A 17,115-nucleotide genomic window follows, 5' to 3' on the forward strand; every position below is an offset into this window, starting at 1 on the left:
GGCCCGTCCGTGTCGCTGGTGGGATCAGCCCCAGGTGATCAGCCGCTTGGGCTGCTCCAGGATCGCGGCGACGTCCGCGAGCACCCGCGAGCCGAGCTCGCCGTCGACCAGCCGGTGGTCGAAGGAGAGCGCCAGCGTGGTGACCTGGCGCGGCACGACCTTGCCCTTGTGCACCCACGGCAGGTCCCGGACCGCCCCGAAGGCGAGGATGGCCGCCTCGCCCGGGTTCAGGATCGGGGTGCCGGTGTCGACGCCGAAGACGCCGACGTTGGTGATGGTGATCGAGCCGCCCTGCATGTCCGCGGGCGAGGTCTTCCCCTGCCGCGCGGTGTCGATCAGCTCGCCGAGCGCGACCGCCAGCTGCGGCAGCGTGCGCGAGCCGGCGTCCTTGATGTTCGGCACGATCAGCCCGCGCGGGGTGGCCGCGGCGATGCCCAGGTTGACCTGGCCCTTCACCACGATCTCCTGCGCCGCCTCGTCCCAGCTGGCGTTGACCTCCGGGTAGCGGCGGACCGCCGTCAGCAGCGCCTTGGCGACCAGCAGCAGCGGGCTGACCCGCACGCCCTGGCCCAGCTCGCCGCTCTCCTTGAGCTTGCGCACCAGCTTCATCGTCCGGGTCACGTCGACCTGGACGAACTCGGTCACGTGCGGGGCGGTGAAGGCCGAGGAGACCATCGCGGCCGCGGTGGCCTTGCGGACCCCCTTGACCGGGATCCGGACGTCACCGGTGCCCACCGCGACGGCGGGCACCGCCACCACCGGCGCCGGAGCGGCCGGGGCCTCGGCGGGCGCCGCCACCGGCAGGACGGCGGCGTGCACGTCCTCGCGGGTGATCACCCCGCCCGGACCGGTCGCCACGACGCTGCGCAGGTCGATGCCGAGGTCCTTGGCCAGCTTGCGGACCGGCGGCTTGGCCAGCGGCCGGTCGCCCTCCACCAGCTGCGCCTGGGCCGGTACGGCCGCCACCACGGGCGCCGGAGCGACCGGGGTGACCGCCGGGGCGACCGGGGCGACCGGGGCGACCGGCGGAGCGGGCACCACCGGCGCCACCGGGGCGGCCACGGCGGCGGCAGCGGTGACCCGCTTGGCGCGGCGCTGGGTCCCGCCGGTGCGCGGGCCGTACCCGACGAGCACCTCGCGGCGCTCCGGGACGGCCTCGGCCTCGGCGGGGGCCGCCGGGGCGGCGACCGGCTCGGCGCCGCCCGCACCTTCGACCGCCACCGAGATGATCGCGGTGCCGACGTCGACCGTCGACCCCTCGGGGAAGAACAGCTGCTCGACCGTCCCGGTGAACGGGATCGGCAGCTCGACCGCCGCCTTCGCGGTCTCCACCTCGCAGACGACCTGGCCGTCCGTCACGGTGTCACCGGGCTTCACGAACCAGGTGAGGATCTCGGCCTCGGTCAGGCCCTCGCCGACGTCCGGCATCTTGAACTCGCGGAGCGAGCGAACTTCGGTGGTCACGGCTCTCGCTCCTCTCAGAACGCCAGTGCGCGGTCGACGGCGTCCAGCACCCGGTCCAGGTCCGGCAGGTAGGTCTCCTCGACCCGCGACGGCGGGTACGGGGCGTGGTAGCCGCCGACCCGCAGGATCGGCGCCTCCAGGTGGTAGAAGCAGCTCTCGGTGAGCCGGGCGGCCAGCTCGGCGCCCAGGCCCAGGAAGACCGGAGCCTCGTGCACCACGATGCCGCGCCCGGTCCGCTTGACCGAGGCCTCGACGGTGGCGAAGTCGATCGGGGAGAGCGACCGCAGGTCGACCACCTCGAGCTTGCGGCCGTCCTCCTCGGCGGCCGCGGCCGCCTCCTGGCAGACCTTGACCATCGGCCCGTACGCGATCAGCGTCGCGTCGGTGCCCGGCCGGACGATCCGCGCCGCGTGCAGCGGCAGCTCGGCCGCGTCCTGGACCTCGCCCTTGTCCCAGTAGCGCCGCTTCGGCTCCAGGAAGATCACCGGGTCGTCCGACTCGATGGCCTGCCGCAGCATCCAGTGCGCGTCGTTCGGGTTCGACGGGCTGACCACCCGCAGACCGGCGGTGTGCGCGAAGTAGGCCTCGTGCGACTCGCTGTGGTGCTCCACCGCGCCGATGCCGCCGCCGTACGGGATCCGGATGGTGACCGGCATCTTCACGTGGCCGAGCGCGCGGGCGTGCATCTTCGCCAGCTGGGTGACGATCTGGTCGAAGGCCGGGTAGACGAAGCCGTCGAACTGGATCTCCACCACCGGGCGGTAGCCGCGCAGCGCGAGGCCGATCGCGGTGCCCACGATGCCGGACTCGGCGAGCGGGGTGTCGATCACCCGGTCCTCGCCGAAGTCCTTCTGCAGGCCGTCGGTGATCCGGAAGACACCGCCGAGCTTGCCGATGTCCTCGCCCATGAGCAGGGTCTTCGGGTCGTTCTCGAGCGACTTGCGCAGCGCCTCGTTGAGCGCCTTGGCGATGTTGAGCTGACCTGCCATCAGAGGTTCTCCCCGCCCTCGAAGGAGGCCGCGTACGCCTCGTACTCGGCCCGTTCCTCGTCCACCAGTGTGTGCGGTTCGGCATACACGTGGTCGAAGATCAGGGTCGGGTCCGGGTCCGGCATGCTGCGCACGCCCTCGCGCACCCGCAGGCCCAGCTGCTCGCTCTGCGCCTCGACCTCGGCGAAGAACGCCTCGTCGGCGAGGCCCTCCTTGTCGAGGTGGGCCCGCAGCCGCAGGATCGGGTCCTTGGCCTTCCAGGCCTCGGTCTCCTCGCTGGGCCGGTAGCGGGTCGGGTCGTCGGAGGTGGTGTGCGCGCCCATCCGGTAGGTGAACGCCTCGACCAGCACCGGGCCGTTGCCGCTGCGCGCGTGGTCCAGCGCCCAGCGGGTCACCGCGAGGCAGGCCAGCACGTCGTTGCCGTCCACCCGGACGCCCGGGAAGCCGAAGCCGGAGGCGCGGCGGTACAGCGGGATCTTGGTCTGGTTGGTGGTGGGCTCGGAGATCGCCCACTGGTTGTTCTGGCAGAAGAAGACCACCGGGGCGTTGTAGACCGAGGCGAAGGTGAAGGCCTCGTTGACGTCGCCCTGGCTGGAGGCCCCGTCGCCGAAGTACGCGATCACCGCGTCGTCCGCGCCGTCCTTGGTGATGCCCATCGCGTACCCGGTGGCGTGCAGGGTCTGCGAGCCGATCACGATGGTGTACAGGTGGAAGTTCTTCTCGTTCGGGTCCCACCCGCCGTGGTTCACACCGCGGAACATGCCGAGCAGGTTCAGCGGGTCCACGTCCCGGCACCAGGCGACGCCGTGCTCCCGGTAGGTCGGGAAGGCGTAGTCGCCGGGGCGCATCGCGCGGCCCGAGCCGACCTGGGCGGCCTCCTGGCCGAGCAGTGAGGCCCACAGGCCCAGCTCGCCCTGGCGCTGGAGCGAGGTGGCCTCGGCGTCGAAGCGCCGGACCAGCACCAGGTCACGGTAGAGCGCCCGGATCTCCTCCGGGGTCGTCACCAGCGGAAACTCCGGGTGCTCGACCCGGTCACCCTCCGGCGTCAGCAACTGTACGAGCTCCGCGGGGGCGTCCGTACCCGTGCGGAGATTGTCAGGGACGCCGGGGGCGGCCTTCTTGCGCGCCCTCGCCGTGCTTTTGACGGTCACGTTCACTCCTCGGTCTGTCCGGCCGCCCGGGGTCGCCGGTGACCGGTCCGGTCACCGCCTCGCGGGGCGCGCTTGGGTGTGCGCGCCGGGTGCTCGGCAGGTGGTGATCCTTTTCCGACGGCGTCCCTTCTGCGAGAACGTTACCCAGCGCCGCCCCTTGGCGCGCTTGCGCTAGGACGTCCTAGTTCTTCGCTCCCCAGAGCCGCGGGTGTGGCGCAGCTCTCTTCGGCGGGGCCGTCGGGACACCAGCGCACGCTATCCGGGCAGGGCGCTCCGCGTAAGGGGGTAACGGGAATCGATTCGGTCCCGGCACCGGAGGGGCCGGCGCGCCCGGCCTGCATCCGCCCAGGACGGTGCGAGGGCGATATGGGAGGCTTTGGACGTGAGTGAAAACGGACGAATCACAGTATTCCTCCTCGATGATCATGAGATCGTCCGACGCGGCGTCCACGATCTGCTGTCCATGGAGGACGACATCGAGGTGGTCGGCGAGGCCGGCACCGCGGCCGAGGCGCTGGCCCGGATCCCGGCCGTGCGGCCGGACGTCGCCGTGCTCGACGTCCGCCTGCCGGACGGCAACGGCGTCGAGGTCTGCCGGGAGGTGCGCTCGCAGGATCCCTCGATCAGGTGTCTGATGCTCACCTCCTTCTCCGACGACGAGGCGCTGTTCGACTCGATCATGGCCGGGGCCTCCGGCTACGTGCTGAAGGCGATCCGCGGCACCGACCTGCTCACCGCCGTCCGCGACGTGGCCGCCGGCAAGTCGCTGCTCGACCCGATCGCCACCAGCCGGGTGCTGGAGCGGTTGCGCACCGGCGGGAGCCGGGAGGAGGACCAGCGACTGGCCCAACTCACCAAGCAGGAAAGGCGAATTCTCGACCTGATCGGTGAGGGGATGACCAACCGGCAGATCGGGGGTGAACTTCACCTGGCGGAGAAGACGGTGAAGAACTACGTCTCCAGCCTGCTCGCCAAGATGGGCATGGAACGCCGCACCCAGGCAGCGGCCTACGTGGCCCGCCACCAGGCCGATCAGCAGAACTGAGCTCCCCTAATCACATTCCTGACCGTCTGTCAAGTACCGATTGCGCCAGGCATTACGCTCGCCCCGTGACCGCACAACCGCACCCCTCGGCCCCGTCGGACCCGGCATCGGCGCTGCTCGCGCCGGTCTTCCTGCCCCGCCCCTCGCTCCCCGGCGACACCCGGGCGTCCGGCCGACCGATAGCGGGTGCACCGGCCCGTCCCGATCCGACCGCCCCGCCGGTCGGCACCCTCAGCCCCCCGGTCGCGCCGGGCACGGTGACCGCGGTGCTGCGGGAGTTCCGCACGGCCCCCGCGCTGCGGGTGAAGCCGGTGGCCGAGGGGCTGCTCAACCGCGGCTACCGGGTGACCACCGAGGCCGGCAGCTACTTCCTGAAGTGCTACGTGGACCAGGCCACCGCCACCCGCCCGGCGATCACCGCCCAGCACCACGCCACCCTCGCCCTGCACCGCCTCGGCCTGCCGGTGGCCCCGCCGCTGCCCGCCCAGGACGGCCGCACCGTCCACGCGCACGGCGGCCGGTTCTTCGCCCTCTTCCCCTGGGTCTCCGGCGTCCACCGGCACGGCACCGAGCTGGACCAGCAGCAGTGCGCCGAGCTGGGCGCGCTGCTCGGCCGGCTGCACGGCGCACTCGCCAAGGTGTGCGCCCCCGTCCGGCAGCCTCCCGGGCGGCTCTCGGCCGACCCGGTGGAGACCGGCTTCCTGATCGCCGAGCTGCTCCGCCGCGCCCGCCACCAGGAGCCGCGCCGGCCCTTCGACGAGCTGGCCGAGCAACGGTTGCTCGAACGCGCCGAGTTGATCGCCGCCCACCAGCACCGGCGGCCCGTGCCGACCGCCGCCCCGCCGACCGGCTGGACCCACGGCGACTTCCACGGCCTCAACCTGCTGCACCGCCGCGGCCGGGTGGTGGCGGTGCTCGACTGGGACAAGCTCGGCCTGCACCCGATCGCCGAGGAGGCCGTCCGCGCGGCCACCCTGATCTTCAACGACCGGACCACCGGCGTGCTGGACCTCTCCCGGGTCCGCCACTACGCCCGCGGCTACCGGGCCACCGGCGCCGCCGACGCCCGCCAGCTGGCCGCCGCCGTGCACCGGGTCTGGTGGGAGCGGCTGAACGACCTCTGGATGCTCCAGTGGCACTACCAGCGCGAGGACCACCGCGCCGACCCGCTGTACGCCGCCTCCGCCGCCCAACTCGCCTGGTGGTGCGAGGAGTACGAACAGGTGCTGGACGCCTTCACCAACTGACGCGCACCGCCCGGCCCACCGAACCGCCGGACCCGGCGCCCGCACGCGGCCGACCGCCGTACCCACCCGACCGGCGCCGGACAGGCCGACGGCCCCGCCCGATCCGGGCGGGGCCGTCGTGGCAACCGGCTACTGGCTTCCGCCACCGGCCGCGGGCGTCCCGGAGGACGTCGGACCCGCACTCTGCGAGGTACTCGGCTTGGCCGAGGACGGAGCCGGGGACGAGGCGGGCGCCGAGGCGCTTCCCGACTTCGAGGCGCTCGCCGACGGCGAGGCCGACGGCGAACCGGAGCGGCTCGCGCTCGGCGAGGTCGACGGCAGGTTGCTCGGCGACTCCGGCTGGCGGGTCGTGGTGTTGGTCTGGCTCCGGCTCGCCGACGGCGACGGCGCCCCGGTGCTCGGCTCCACCGTGCTCGGCTGGGAGTTGACCGAGGGCGGCGGCGTCACCACCGGTTCGTCCTTGTGCTTCTGGCCGCCGCTGAGCGCCAGCGCGGTACCGATGGCCGCGGCGAGCAGCACCGCCACCACGCCCAGCACCCAGCCCCACGGGTTGCGCCGGCGCGGCGGCTCCTCGTCGTCGCCGTCGTACCCCGGGCCGCCGCCGCCCGGCCCGCCCGCCGCCGGGTACGGCTGCGAGGGCGTCCGGTACGGCGAGGTCACCTGGTAGGGCAGCGCCTCGGTCGGCCCGGTGCCCGAGCCGGGGCCGAGCTGGCCGAGCGGGGCGGTCATCGCGGTGCCGCCGCTGGGCGGCCCCTCGTAGCCGGGGTAGCTGCCGCTGCCGCCCGCGGCCGCGGCGGCGGCCAGCCCGGCGGCCGCGCCCGGGTAGCCCGCGCCGGGGTGGCCCGCGCCCGCGGCGCCGTGCAACTGCCGCAGCGCGTGCTGCACGTGGGCCCGGAACTCGTCCGCGCTCTGGAACCGGTCGTCCGGGTTCTTCGCCAGCGAGCGCAGCACCAGCTCGTCCAGCTCGGGCGGCACCCGCCGGTTGACCTGCGAGGGCGGCACCGGGATGTCCTGGACGTGCTGGTAGACCACCGCGAGCGGGGTCTCGCCGACGAACGGGGGCCGCAGCGCCAGCAGTTCGTACAGCATGCAGCCGGCCGCGTACAGGTCGGAGCGGTGGTCCACCGCCTTGCCCAGGGCCTGCTCCGGCGAGAGGTACTGCGGGGTGCCCATCACCATGCCGGTCTGGGTCATGGTGCTCGCCGCGCCGGTCAGCGCACGGGCGATGCCGAAGTCCATCACCTTGACCGCGCCGCCGGTCGTGATGATCACGTTGGCCGGCTTGATGTCGCGGTGCACGATGCCGTGCCGGTGGCTGTACGCGAGCGCCTCCAGCACCCCGGCGATGATGATCAGCGCCTGGTCGACCGGCGGCGCCTCCTCGTCCACCAGCAACTCGCGGACGGTGCGACCCTCGACCAGCTCCATCACGATGTACGGCGTGGTCTCCTCGCCGTCCTCCGGGCCGATCCCGTGCTGCTCCTCGCCGGTGTCGTAGACCGCGACGATCGAGTGGTGGTTGAGCGCCGCGACGGCGTGAGCCTCGCGGGTGAACCGCAGCCGGGCCACCTCGTCCTGCGCCAGCTCTCCGCGCAGCAGCTTGACCGCGACCGTGCGGCCGAGCCGGACGTCCTGGGCCGCGAAGACCTCGGCCATCCCGCCCCGGCCGAGCCTGCCGGTCAGCCGGTAGCGGCCCGCCCCGACCGTGCCGAGCGGGGCGGCGGTGCCGCGCGACGGGGTCCCGAAGGGCGCCGACAGCATGGCCGTCTCGGCGGTCGACTCCGGGCTCCGCGGGCCCTGCGGGGTCTCCCGGGTGCCGGCATGCTGCTCCGGCTCGCCCTCGCCCGGCTGCTCTGTCTCTGCCATCGCTCCTCGCCCCGGGCCGTCGCTCGGTGCGCAGTCGCCCTGTCGGTTCCGTCCCTGTGCACGCTACCGCTTCACGCGGGCGCCCGGTGTCCGGTGACTCAGACCCCCGGCGGGATCCGGTCGCCGCCGGCGGCGGGCTCCAGCACCACCACGTGGCGCGGCGCCCCGTCGTAGCTGGTGCCCTTGTTCTTGTCCTTCTCGGCCTGGGCCGCGGCGATCGCCACGATCACCACCGCCAGCACGATCACGCCCACGATCACGCCGACCACGATCAGTGCGGTGGAGCAGCCGTTGTTGGGCTTGACCTGGGTCGGCCCGTACGGTCCGACCGGGCCGGGCACCGGCGTGTGCGCCTGCTGCGGGAAGGGGTGCGGGGTCTGGTACGGCTGCTGGTACTGCGGCTGCGCGAACGGCGGCGGGGTCTGCGCCTGCTGCGGCTGCGGGAAGGGCGGCGGCGTGTGCGGGGCCTGCGCGAACGGCGGCGGGGTCTGCGGGGCCTGGTACGGCGACGGGGTCGGCGCGGCCGGCTGGTAGTGCTGCTGGACCTGCGGCGTCGGCGTCCGGATGTCGCCGCCGACCTGCGGGAAGTTGGTCATCGACGGGGCCGCGTGCACCGAGCGCGGACCCTCGCTGATCACCAGCGGGGTGCTCGCCTGCAGCGGCACGCCGCCGCCCTGCTCCGCCCCGGCGACCCGCTCGACCTCCTCGCGCATCGCCTCCGCGGTCGGGAACCGGTGCGCCGGATCCTTGCGCAGCGCCCGCGCCACCAGCGCGTCCACCGCGGCGCTCACCGTCCGGTTGACGCTGGACGGCGCCGGCGGCGGCTCCTGCACGTGCTTGTAGGCGATGGTGAACGCGGTGTCGCCGTCGAACGGGAGCTGCCCGGTGAGCAGCTCGAAGAGCATGCAGCCCACCGAGTAGAGGTCCGCCCGCGCGTCCACGCTCTTGCCGAGCGCCTGCTCCGGCGAGAGGTACTGCGGGGTGCCGACCACCATGCCGGTCTGGGTCATCGAGGTCACGCCGGACTGCAGCGCGCGGGCGATGCCGAAGTCCATCACCTTGACGACGCCCTTGGAACTGACCATCACGTTGCCGGGCTTGATGTCGCGGTGCACCAGGCCCTGGTCGTGCGAGGCCTCCAGCGCGGACAGCACCGAGGCGGTGATCTTCAACGCCTGCGCGGTCGGCATCGCGCCGTGCTGGGCGACGGCGTCGTTGAGCACGTCGCGCAGGGCCAGCCCCTCGACGTACTCCATCACGATGTACGGCGTGGCCAGCCCCTCCGGGGAGACGTCCTCACCGCTGTCGAAGACCGAGACGATGTTGGTGTGCTGGAGCCGCGCCACGGCCTGCGCCTCGCGCCGGAACCGCTCCTTGAACGCGGCCTGGCCGCCGAGTTCGATGTTCAGGGTCTTCACGGCGACCAGCCGGTCGAGCACGGTGTCGTGCGCGAGGTGGACGGAGGCCATGCCGCCCTGGCCGAGCAGGCGCTGGATCACATAGCGGCCGTTGCCGAGGGAATGTCCCCCGACCGGGTTGGCGTCCTCGCTCATGGTCCCTGCTTCCCCCTCGGCGCGGCGGGGCCGCAGCCTTACGGTCTGGTCCGGATGCACCGGGCGGGCGGGCCCGTGGCCGCCGCCCCCACCGTCGGTCGAGTCCGACGGCAGGGGCCAGGGTATCGGCTCGCACCGACGTGATCGGGTTCAGGGGCGGGAACGTGTCCGAGCTGCTACAGAGCCGGGACAGCCCTGCCGCGAACGGGCCCGGACGGTGTGCCGGGGCAGCCCCGCGGGTGCCCTAGAGGTACGGCCCCGAACGGATCCCGCGGCCGGGGGCCGGCTCCTCCGGCTCGCCCTCGGCACCGTTCAGGCCGGGCGGCAACGCCCGCCGCATCTGCTCAAGCTGCGCGCGCGCCGCCATCTGCTGGGCGAACAGCGCGGTCTGGATGCCGTGGAACAGCCCCTCCAGCCAGCCCACCAGCTGCGCCTGGGCGATCCGGAGCTCGGCCTCGGTGGGGATCGCGTCGTCGGTGAACGGGAGCGACAGCCGCTCCAGCTCCTCGACCAGCTCCGGGGCGAGACCCAGCTCCAGCTCCTTGATCGAGCTGGCGTGGATCTCCTTCAGCCGGACCCGGCTGGCCTCGTCCAGCGGCGCGACCCGGACCTCCTCCAGCAACTGCTTGATCATGCTGCCGATCCGCATGACCTTGGCGGGCTGCTCGACCATCTCGGTCACCGGCAGCTCCCGCGGCTCCGCCGGATCGTTCCCGGCGCCGCGGCCGAACCCGGAGCCCGGCACGGCGCCGATCGGCATCCCGTCCGGTCCGACGATCAGCACCTTGGGCCCGTCGTCCTGCTGCCCGCCCGACGCCTGGTACGGCTCCGACGCCTGGTAGGGCTCCTGCGGCCGTTCGTTCATCGGATTGGTCATAGCTCCTTCATATGCTTCGTCCATCGAGCTGGTCAACGAACCGGTGCCGCCGCACGTTCGCGGCCGCCCACCGCCGGCTCCCGGCGCCCGGGCCGGCGTGCTGCTTCGGACACCGACCGACAGCGGACCGATCGTCCCACACCAGGCGGTACGGGCGGCCCCGGCCGCCACCAATCCGGAAGCCCGGCGCCGCTGTTGACGCGGCGGCGGGCAACGCCCCCGGACCGGCCGGCACCCACCGGGTCAGCCCCGGCGCAGCCGCAGCCCGATCAGCGCCAGCCCGCAACCGATCAGCGCCAGTCCGGCACCGAGCGGGAACTGCAGGCCCGCCGGGTCGGCGGAGCGTCCGGGCACCGCCGGCTGCGCCTGGTACTGCAGCACCGGGCCGGCCGCCTGCACGCTCGGCCCGTCGGGGCTCGGCGGGGCCTCCTCGCCACCGGCCGGCGCGCTCGCGGCCGCGCCGGGGCCCTGGCCCGTACCGCCCGACGCCGGGCCGGCGGCACCGGGCGCACCGGGGCCCGCCCGGTGCTCCGCCCCGGCGGACGGCGGGTCGGAGGGCGGGTCCGACACCGGGTCCTGCGGGACGCCCTGCTCCGGGACGCCCTGCTGCGGGGTGCCCTGCTCCGGGCCGGCCTGCGCGTACGCGGGCGCCGGCTGGTGGTGGTGCCAGGACGGCGGATCCGCGGGGGGCGCCGGTTCGGCCCCGGCCCCGGAGGCGGTGGGCGAGGACGGCGCGGTCACGCTCACCGGCGCGGCGGACGGGCTCTGCACCGCCGGCGGGCTCGGTGCCGGGCCGAGCACCGCACTCGGGCTCGCCGACGGCCCCCCGTGGCCCGCCGAGGGCAGCGGGGTGGAGCGGACCGGGTCGGCGGCGGGCGGGCACGGGTCCACGCCCTGCGCCCCGTCCCCGTCCTGGTCCGCGCTCGGGTCCCCGTGCCCGGCGTCCCCTTGCTCGGCGCCCGGCTCGTCGATCACGGCGGGCGGTCCGGCCGGTACAGGCTGCATCGCGGCGGCCTGGCGCAGCGCGGTCGCGAGCTGCTCCTGCACGGGCGCGGAGAGTTCCCCCGCGACCGGCGCCGGGATCGGGACCGCGACGGCGGGAGCGACGGCGGAGGAGGCGGCGGGAGCGGCCGGTGCGGCGACCGGTACGGCCGCGACGGCGAGGGCCGGGCCCGCCAGCAGGACCGGCAGGGCCAGTCCGGTGCCGGCCAGCACGGCACCGCGGCGCAGCGTGCCGGGAAGGGCGGAGCAGAACGCTGAGAGCGCAGACGGAAGTGCAGCCATGGGAAGCAGGTCCTTCCGACGGCCGACCGCGCTCGGCGCGATCGGCGGCGGACAGCTCCGCACCAGCCTCACACATTCCGACAATCAGGGCATTTCGGGCACCAACCACGCCGTCGCCGGCCACCTCACCCCACCCGCAGCACCACCTTGCCAACCTGCTCGCCCGCCTCCAGCACCCGGTGCGCCGCCCCGGCCTGCTCGATCGGCAGCACCCGGTCCACCACCGGCCGCACCACCCGCGCCTCGACCAGCGGCCACACGTGCTCCCGGACCGCCGCCACGATCGCCGCCTTCTCCTCCAGCGGCCGCCCGCGCAGGTTGGTCGCCGCCACCGCCGCCCGCTTGCGCAGCAGGCCGCCCAGGTCCAGCTCGCCCTTCACGCCGCCCTGCAGGCCGATGATCACCAGCCGGCCGCTGACCGCCAGCGCGTCCACGTTCCGCTGCAGGTACTTGGCGCCCATGATGTCCAGGATCACGTCCGCCCCCGCCCCGCCGGTGGCCTCCCGCAGCGCCACCACGAAGTCCTGCTCGCGGTAGTCGATCAGGATGTCCGCGCCGAGCTCGGCGCAGCGCTCCAGCTTCCCCGCACTGCCGGCCGTGACCGCCACCCTGGCGCCGACCGCCTTCGCCAGCTGGATCGCCATCGTGCCGATGCCGCTGGCCCCGCCGTGGATCAGCACGGTCTCGGCCGGGCGCAGGTGCGCGACCATGAAGACGTTCGACCAGACCGTCGAGGCCACCTCGGGCAGCGCCGCCGCCTCCACCAGGTCCACGCCGCGCGGCACCGGCAGCAGCTGGCCGACCGGCACCGCCACCAGCTCGGCGTACCCGCCGCCGGACAGCAGCGCGCACACCTCGTCCCCGACGCCCCAGCCGGACACCCCCGGGCCCAGCGCGACGATCCGGCCCGAGCACTCCAGCCCCGGGTACGGCGAACTCCCGGCCGGCGGCTCGTAGAAGCCCTGGCGCTGCAACAGATCGGCACGGTTGACGGCGGTCGCCGCCACCTCGACCAGGACCTCCCCGGCGGCCGGCACCGGATCGGGCACCTGCTCCCAGCTCAGCACCTCGGGTCCACCGGCATGGGCGATGTTGATGGCTCGCATGGCGCCACGCTACGCGCGCACACCCCCTCACGTCCGCGCGGCCCACCCGGCGGTGACCACCCGTCGGCCGCGACACCCCGGCGCCGCGACCCGCCCGCGACCCGCCGCACCCCATGCTTGTCCCTGTGCCGAACACCGACCCCCACCCCGATACCGACCCCGGCAGCCGGACCGCACGGAGGGCGCGGACGGCAACGGGCGCGCCGCCCGGCCAACGCGGCCGGCGCGGACCCGGCCCGGACAGTGACCAGGTCCGCAACGTCCTGCTGCCCGCCCGCACCCCGACCCCGCCGATGCGCCAGGTCGCCAGGCGCCTGCTGATGGCGCTCGCCATCCTGGCCGTCACCACCCTGGTGGTCTGGCTCGACCGCAGCGGCTACACCGACAACTCCGACGGCTCGGTCGACCTGCTCGACGCCGCCTACTACGCCACCGTCACCCTCTCCACCACCGGCTACGGCGACATCACCCCGGTCAGCGACACCGCCCGCCTGATCAACATCCTGGTGATCACACCGCTGCGGGTGGTCTTCCTGATCATCCTGGTCGGCACCACCCTGGAGGTGCTCACCGAACGCACCCGCCAGCACTGGCGGATCGAACGCTGGAGGTCCACCGTGCGCGAGCACACCGTCGTGATCGGGTACGGCACCAAGGGCCGCAGCGCGGTCGGCACCCTGCTCGGCCAGGGCGAGCCCAAGGAATCCATCGTGATCGTCGACCCCCAGCGCAAGGTGGTCGAACAGGCCACCCTGGACGGCCTCACCGGCGTGGTCGGCGACGCCACCCGCACCGAGACCCTGCTGCGCGCCGAACTCCCGCGCGCCTCCCGGATCGTGGTCGCCCCCGAACGCGACGACACCGCCGCCCTGATCACCCTCACCGCCCGCCAGCTCAACAAGGGCGCCACCGTGGTCGCCGCCGTCCGCGAGGACGAGAACGCCCCGCTGCTGCGGCAGAGCGGCGCCGACGTGGTGGTCACCAGCTCCAGCTCGGCCGGCCGGCTGCTCGGCATGTCGACGCTCAGCCCGAACACCGGCTCGGTGATGGAGGACCTGCTCACCTACGGCAACGGCCTGGACGTCCTGGAACGGCCGGTCACCCGCGCCGAGGCCGGCCACGGCCCGCGCGAGTGCACCGACCTGGTGGTCGCCGTGGTCCGCGGCCGCCGGGTGCTCAACTACACCGACCCCGAGGCCGCCACCCTGCAGCTCACCGACCGGGTGGTGGTGATCAGGCCCGCCCGCACCTGAGACCCCGCAGGCACCCGAGACCCCGACCTGACCGCCCCGGCCGGCTCACGGCACGTCCAGCAGCTCCACCCGGCCGCCCACCGGCAGACCGCCCGGTGGCACCACCGCCAAGGCCTCCGCCAGCGCCAGCCCGCGCAGCATCGCCGGCCCGTCGAACGCCAGCGGCGCCACCCCGCCCCCCGTCCGGACCACCGGCAACAGCCGGGTGTCCGACGGGTGGCCCGGCAACGCCACCCCCACCGGCTCGATCCGGTGCGCCGGCGCCGGCCGACCGCTCAACGCCGCCAGCAACGGCAGGGCCAGGGTCACCGCGCCGGCCACCGCCGCCAGCGGATTGCCCGGCAGGCCCACCAGGTGCCGCCCGTCCGGCAGCTCGGCCAGCAGCATCGGATGCCCCGGCCGCACCGCCACCCCGTCCACCAGCAGCCGCGCCCCGGCCGCCGCCAGCGCCCGGTGCAGGAAGTCCACCGGACCTGCCGCCGTCCCGCCCGTCGTCACCACCAGATCCGCCGGCGAGCGCCGCACCGCGTCCCGCAGCAGCCCGAACTCGTCCCGGACATGGCGCCGGGCGATCAGCTCCGCCCCCGCCGCCGCCAGCCACGGCGGCAGCAGCGGCCCCAACGCGTCCCGGACCAGCCCCGGCCGCGGCGGCCCGCAATCCAGCAACTCGTCCCCGAGCACCAGCAGCTCCACCGTCGGCCGCCGGTGCACCGACAGCCGGTCGTGGCCCGCCGCCGCGGCCAGCCCCAGCACCGCCGGCGTCACCACCCGGCCCGCCGGCAACAGCTCCTCAGCCCGCCGGCACTCCTGCCCGCGCGGCCGCACGTCCTGGCCCGGCACCAGCGCCGACCCGCGCAGCAGCCCCCGGTCCAGCCGCCCGTGCTCGCGCCGCAGCACCCCGGTCGCGCCCGGCGGCAGCTGCGCACCGGTCGCGATCACCACCGCCGTACCGTCCGCCAGCGGACCCGCCCGCTCCCCCGCCAGCACCCGGCCCACCTCGTGCCACGGACCCGGCCCCGCCACCGCCCAGCCGTCCATCGCCGAGGTGTCGAAGGCCGGCAGATCCGTCAGCGCCACCAGCGGCTCCGCCAACGTGTGCCCGAGCGCCGCCGCCAGCTCCACCACCCGGACGGCCAGCGGCCGCCCGCCCGCCAGCAACGCCGCCCGGCGGGCCCGCGGCCACGCACAGTCCCGCAGCACCGGCTCCCCCGCCACCGCCTCCCGGCCCGGATCCGCCTCCCCCCGCCCGAGGCCCGTCACCGCCGTCACGGCTGCTGCTCCGCCGCGGCCCACCGCTCGGCCAGCGCGGCCGTCCGCGCCCCGGCCGCCGCCACCGCCTGCGCACCGCCGCCCTGCTGGGCAGCGGCGTAACCGACCAGGAAAGCGGTCAGCGGCGCCGCCGGGCGGGCCACCCCGTGCGCGACCACCCGGGCCAGATCGAGCAGTCCGGGCACGTCCACCTCCAGGTCGATGCCCAGCTCGGTGCCGACCGCGGCGATCCAGTCATCCAGCGTGCGCTCCATGCCTCCCATGCTGCCCGATCCCGGCGCCGCCGCAGCACCTGGCCGGTGACCATCAGGATTCGCTCTGCTCACCGGCCGCCACCCCCGGCCGTGCGGCCGCCCGCTCCCGGGCCAGCGCCAACTCCTGCCAGGTGTCGCAGTCGAACGCCGCCCCACCCCGGTCCGCCACCCGGACGGTGCGCAGCGGCGCCAGCAACCGGCGCAGCGACTGCCCCGCCGGATCACCCAACTCCGCCAGCGCCGCCCGCAGCGCCGCGGTCCGGTAGGCCGCGGTCAGCGGCTGCTCCTGTCCCCCGGCGTCCACCAGCAGCGCCGCCTCCGGCTCCGGATCGTCCAGCGCCGCGAGCAGCCGCTCCAGCGTGCCGCGGTCCAGGAACGGCAGATCGGCGGCGAGCAGCAGGACCCGTTCGGCGGTCACCCGGCCGAGCCCCGCGGCCAGCGCCGCCACCGGCCCGCCACCCGGCGGGTCCTCCCGGGCCCGGAGCACGCCCCCGAGCTCCCTGGCCGGCCCCACCACCACCGTGCGGCCCGCGCCCGCGCAGGCCGCCACCACCCGCTCCAGCATGGTCCGCCCGCCGACCACCAGGGCCGGCTTGTCCACCCCGCCGAGCCGGGCCGCCCCGCCCCCGGCCAGCACCACCGCGTCGTACGCCGCCATGCGGCCAGTATCCCGCCCGGTCCCGGACCCGGGCTCAGTCCTCCGGGTCCTCGACGATCTCCGCGTCGATGATGCCGCCGTGGTCCTCCTGCTGCTCGTACGGCTCCACCCGGCGCAGCTCCGCCGTCCGCGGCGCCGTCGCCGCCGCCGCGCCCAGCTCCAGGATGGCCGGCAGGGTCAGCCCGCCGTACCGCGCGTTCACGGCCGCGGCCAGCGCCTCCGCGTCGTGCGGGTGGGCCGCCAGCGCCAGGTCGAAGTCCCGCAGGTAGTCCCCGGTGAACCGGAGCACCCGCTGCGCGTCGTCGTCCGCCCCCGGCGCCCGGTGCCCGGCGATCACCCGGTACACCCCAAGATCGGCGATCCGGCCCAGGTTGCGGCCCCACTCGACCCGCTGGTGCGGATCGGTGTCGGCGGTCCACACATGGGTGCCGTTGTAGACGAAGTCCCCCGCCAGCACCGTCCCGATGCTCGGGACGTGCACCACCGTGGAATCCGCGCAGTCCGCCTGCCCCAGCTGGAGCACCCGGATCAGCTGCCGGTCGATCATCAACGGCTGCGGCAGCAGCGCGGCCGGGACCAGCGGCTGGTCCGGGATGTCCGCCCCGTAGACCGGCTTCCACTGGGCGACCTTCGCCGCGGCCGTCCGGACGATCCCCGCCACCACCGACGGCGCGGCCAGCAGCTGCGCGGCCGGGAACAGCCGCAGCACCTCCTCCGCCCCGAAGTAGTGGTCGGGGTGCTGGTGGGTGACCACGATCGCCAGCAGCTGCCGGTTCTTGCCGGCGACCCACTCGGCCAGCTCGCGCCCCGCGCTCCGGGTGAGCTGGGCGTCCACCAGGATCGCCGCCTGCTCGCCCATGATCAGGCTGGAGGTGGCGAAGAACGCCGTCTCGGGGCCGGTGAACACCTCGACCTCCAGCGGCCGCACCGGCGGACGCCCCCGGTCCGCTCCGCCCGCTCCGGCAGTCCCCTCGGGCGACGACGGCGTCACTTCTGCTCCCTGGTCGGCGCGGCGGGCCGGCTCGGGCCCCGTGCGCTACCAGCTTGGGAGGAAGCCCCCGCCAAAGCCGGGAAGGCGCGCCCGGCGAGTGGTCCGGGA

The 17,115-nt window shown here is 74.9% G+C and carries 13 protein-coding genes and 1 pseudogene; 3 read left to right on the top strand and 11 right to left on the bottom strand.

What is annotated here, in order from left to right; genetic code table 11:
* Positions 1–24 precede the first annotated feature (24 nt).
* The 3 genes from ABT014_RS06460 to pdhA are packed head-to-tail and all read right to left on the bottom strand — an operon-like array spanning position 25 to position 3,604.
* Positions 25–1,464 (bottom strand): dihydrolipoamide acetyltransferase family protein, encoded by a 1,440-nt coding sequence (locus tag ABT014_RS06460; RefSeq protein WP_350637522.1) that lies wholly within the window; start codon positions 1,462–1,464, stop codon positions 25–27.
* A gap of 14 nt (positions 1,465–1,478) precedes the next feature.
* A complete protein-coding gene (locus ABT014_RS06465; protein WP_502894865.1) occupies positions 1,479–2,453 on the bottom strand; it encodes an alpha-ketoacid dehydrogenase subunit beta in 975 nt (324 codons plus the stop codon).
* Complete coding sequence (gene pdhA, locus ABT014_RS06470) at positions 2,453–3,604, bottom strand: pyruvate dehydrogenase (acetyl-transferring) E1 component subunit alpha (RefSeq protein WP_502894866.1); 1,152 nt, start codon at positions 3,602–3,604, stop codon at positions 2,453–2,455. The genes ABT014_RS06465 and pdhA overlap by 1 nt, the downstream gene beginning before the upstream one ends.
* Before the next feature lie 382 nt (positions 3,605–3,986).
* Between pdhA and ABT014_RS06475 the strand changes: the two genes are divergently transcribed.
* On the top strand, positions 3,987–4,649 hold the full coding sequence (locus tag ABT014_RS06475) for a response regulator (protein ID WP_350637524.1): 663 nt from the start codon (positions 3,987–3,989) through the stop codon (positions 4,647–4,649).
* Between the two features lie 65 nt (positions 4,650–4,714).
* The gene (locus ABT014_RS06480; RefSeq protein ID WP_350637525.1) at positions 4,715–5,896 is read left to right on the top strand and encodes a phosphotransferase enzyme family protein; all 1,182 of its coding nucleotides are present in this window, start codon (positions 4,715–4,717) and stop codon (positions 5,894–5,896) included.
* 129 nt (positions 5,897–6,025) lie between these two features.
* Here the strand turns inward: ABT014_RS06480 and ABT014_RS06485 are convergent, their stop codons facing one another.
* From ABT014_RS06485 to ABT014_RS06505, 5 genes are all read right to left on the bottom strand, one after another.
* Positions 6,026–7,762, bottom strand: coding sequence for a protein kinase domain-containing protein (locus tag ABT014_RS06485; RefSeq protein WP_502894867.1), 1,737 nt, complete (start codon positions 7,760–7,762; stop codon positions 6,026–6,028).
* A gap of 98 nt (positions 7,763–7,860) precedes the next feature.
* The gene (locus ABT014_RS06490) at positions 7,861–9,315 is read right to left on the bottom strand and encodes a protein kinase domain-containing protein (RefSeq protein WP_350637526.1); all 1,455 of its coding nucleotides are present in this window, start codon (positions 9,313–9,315) and stop codon (positions 7,861–7,863) included.
* A 244-nt stretch (positions 9,316–9,559) separates the two neighbouring features.
* The gene (locus ABT014_RS06495; protein WP_350637527.1) at positions 9,560–10,192 is read right to left on the bottom strand and encodes a bacterial proteasome activator family protein; all 633 of its coding nucleotides are present in this window, start codon (positions 10,190–10,192) and stop codon (positions 9,560–9,562) included.
* A 243-nt stretch (positions 10,193–10,435) separates the two neighbouring features.
* Positions 10,436–11,476 carry a hypothetical protein gene (locus ABT014_RS06500; RefSeq protein WP_350637528.1) on the bottom strand — a complete coding sequence of 347 codons (1,041 nt, stop codon included), beginning with the start codon at positions 11,474–11,476 and terminating at the stop codon, positions 10,436–10,438.
* Positions 11,477–11,601: 125 nt separating this feature from the next.
* On the bottom strand, positions 11,602–12,582 hold the full coding sequence (locus tag ABT014_RS06505) for an NAD(P)H-quinone oxidoreductase (protein WP_350637529.1): 981 nt from the start codon (positions 12,580–12,582) through the stop codon (positions 11,602–11,604).
* 125 nt (positions 12,583–12,707) lie between these two features.
* Here ABT014_RS06505 and ABT014_RS06510 point away from each other — a divergent pair, with 125 nt between their 5' ends.
* Positions 12,708–13,835, top strand: a complete 1,128-nt coding sequence (locus ABT014_RS06510) for a potassium channel family protein (protein ID WP_350637530.1) — start codon at positions 12,708–12,710, stop codon at positions 13,833–13,835.
* A 45-nt stretch (positions 13,836–13,880) separates the two neighbouring features.
* Here the strand turns inward: ABT014_RS06510 and ABT014_RS06515 are convergent, their stop codons facing one another.
* From ABT014_RS06515 to ABT014_RS06530, 3 genes and pseudogenes are all read right to left on the bottom strand, one after another.
* Entirely contained in the window at positions 13,881–15,050 is a 1,170-nt protein-coding gene (locus ABT014_RS06515) for a molybdopterin molybdotransferase MoeA (protein WP_502894888.1), read from the bottom strand.
* Positions 15,051–15,100: 50 nt separating this feature from the next.
* Positions 15,101–16,016, bottom strand: a pseudogene (locus ABT014_RS06525) (NTP transferase domain-containing protein).
* A 34-nt stretch (positions 16,017–16,050) separates the two neighbouring features.
* A complete protein-coding gene (locus tag ABT014_RS06530; RefSeq protein WP_350637532.1) occupies positions 16,051–16,944 on the bottom strand; it encodes an MBL fold metallo-hydrolase in 894 nt (297 codons plus the stop codon).
* Positions 16,945–17,115: the final 171 nt, after the last annotated feature.

Source organism: Kitasatospora sp. NPDC094015 (assembly GCF_040304075.1).
Lineage (GTDB): Bacteria > Actinomycetota > Actinomycetes > Streptomycetales > Streptomycetaceae > Kitasatospora.

Coding starts and splice junctions, on each gene's coding strand:
- ABT014_RS06485 (WP_502894867.1), bottom strand. CDS start 7,762: ATGGCAGAGACAGAGCAGCCGGGCGAGGGCGAGCCGGAGCAGCATGCC.
- ABT014_RS06465 (WP_502894865.1), bottom strand. CDS start 2,453: ATGGCAGGTCAGCTCAACATCGCCAAGGCGCTCAACGAGGCGCTGCGC.
- ABT014_RS06495 (WP_350637527.1), bottom strand. CDS start 10,192: ATGACCAATCCGATGAACGAACGGCCGCAGGAGCCCTACCAGGCGTCG.
- ABT014_RS06505 (WP_350637529.1), bottom strand. CDS start 12,582: ATGCGAGCCATCAACATCGCCCATGCCGGTGGACCCGAGGTGCTGAGC.
- ABT014_RS06490 (WP_350637526.1), bottom strand. CDS start 9,315: ATGAGCGAGGACGCCAACCCGGTCGGGGGACATTCCCTCGGCAACGGC.
- ABT014_RS06500 (WP_350637528.1), bottom strand. CDS start 11,476: ATGGCTGCACTTCCGTCTGCGCTCTCAGCGTTCTGCTCCGCCCTTCCC.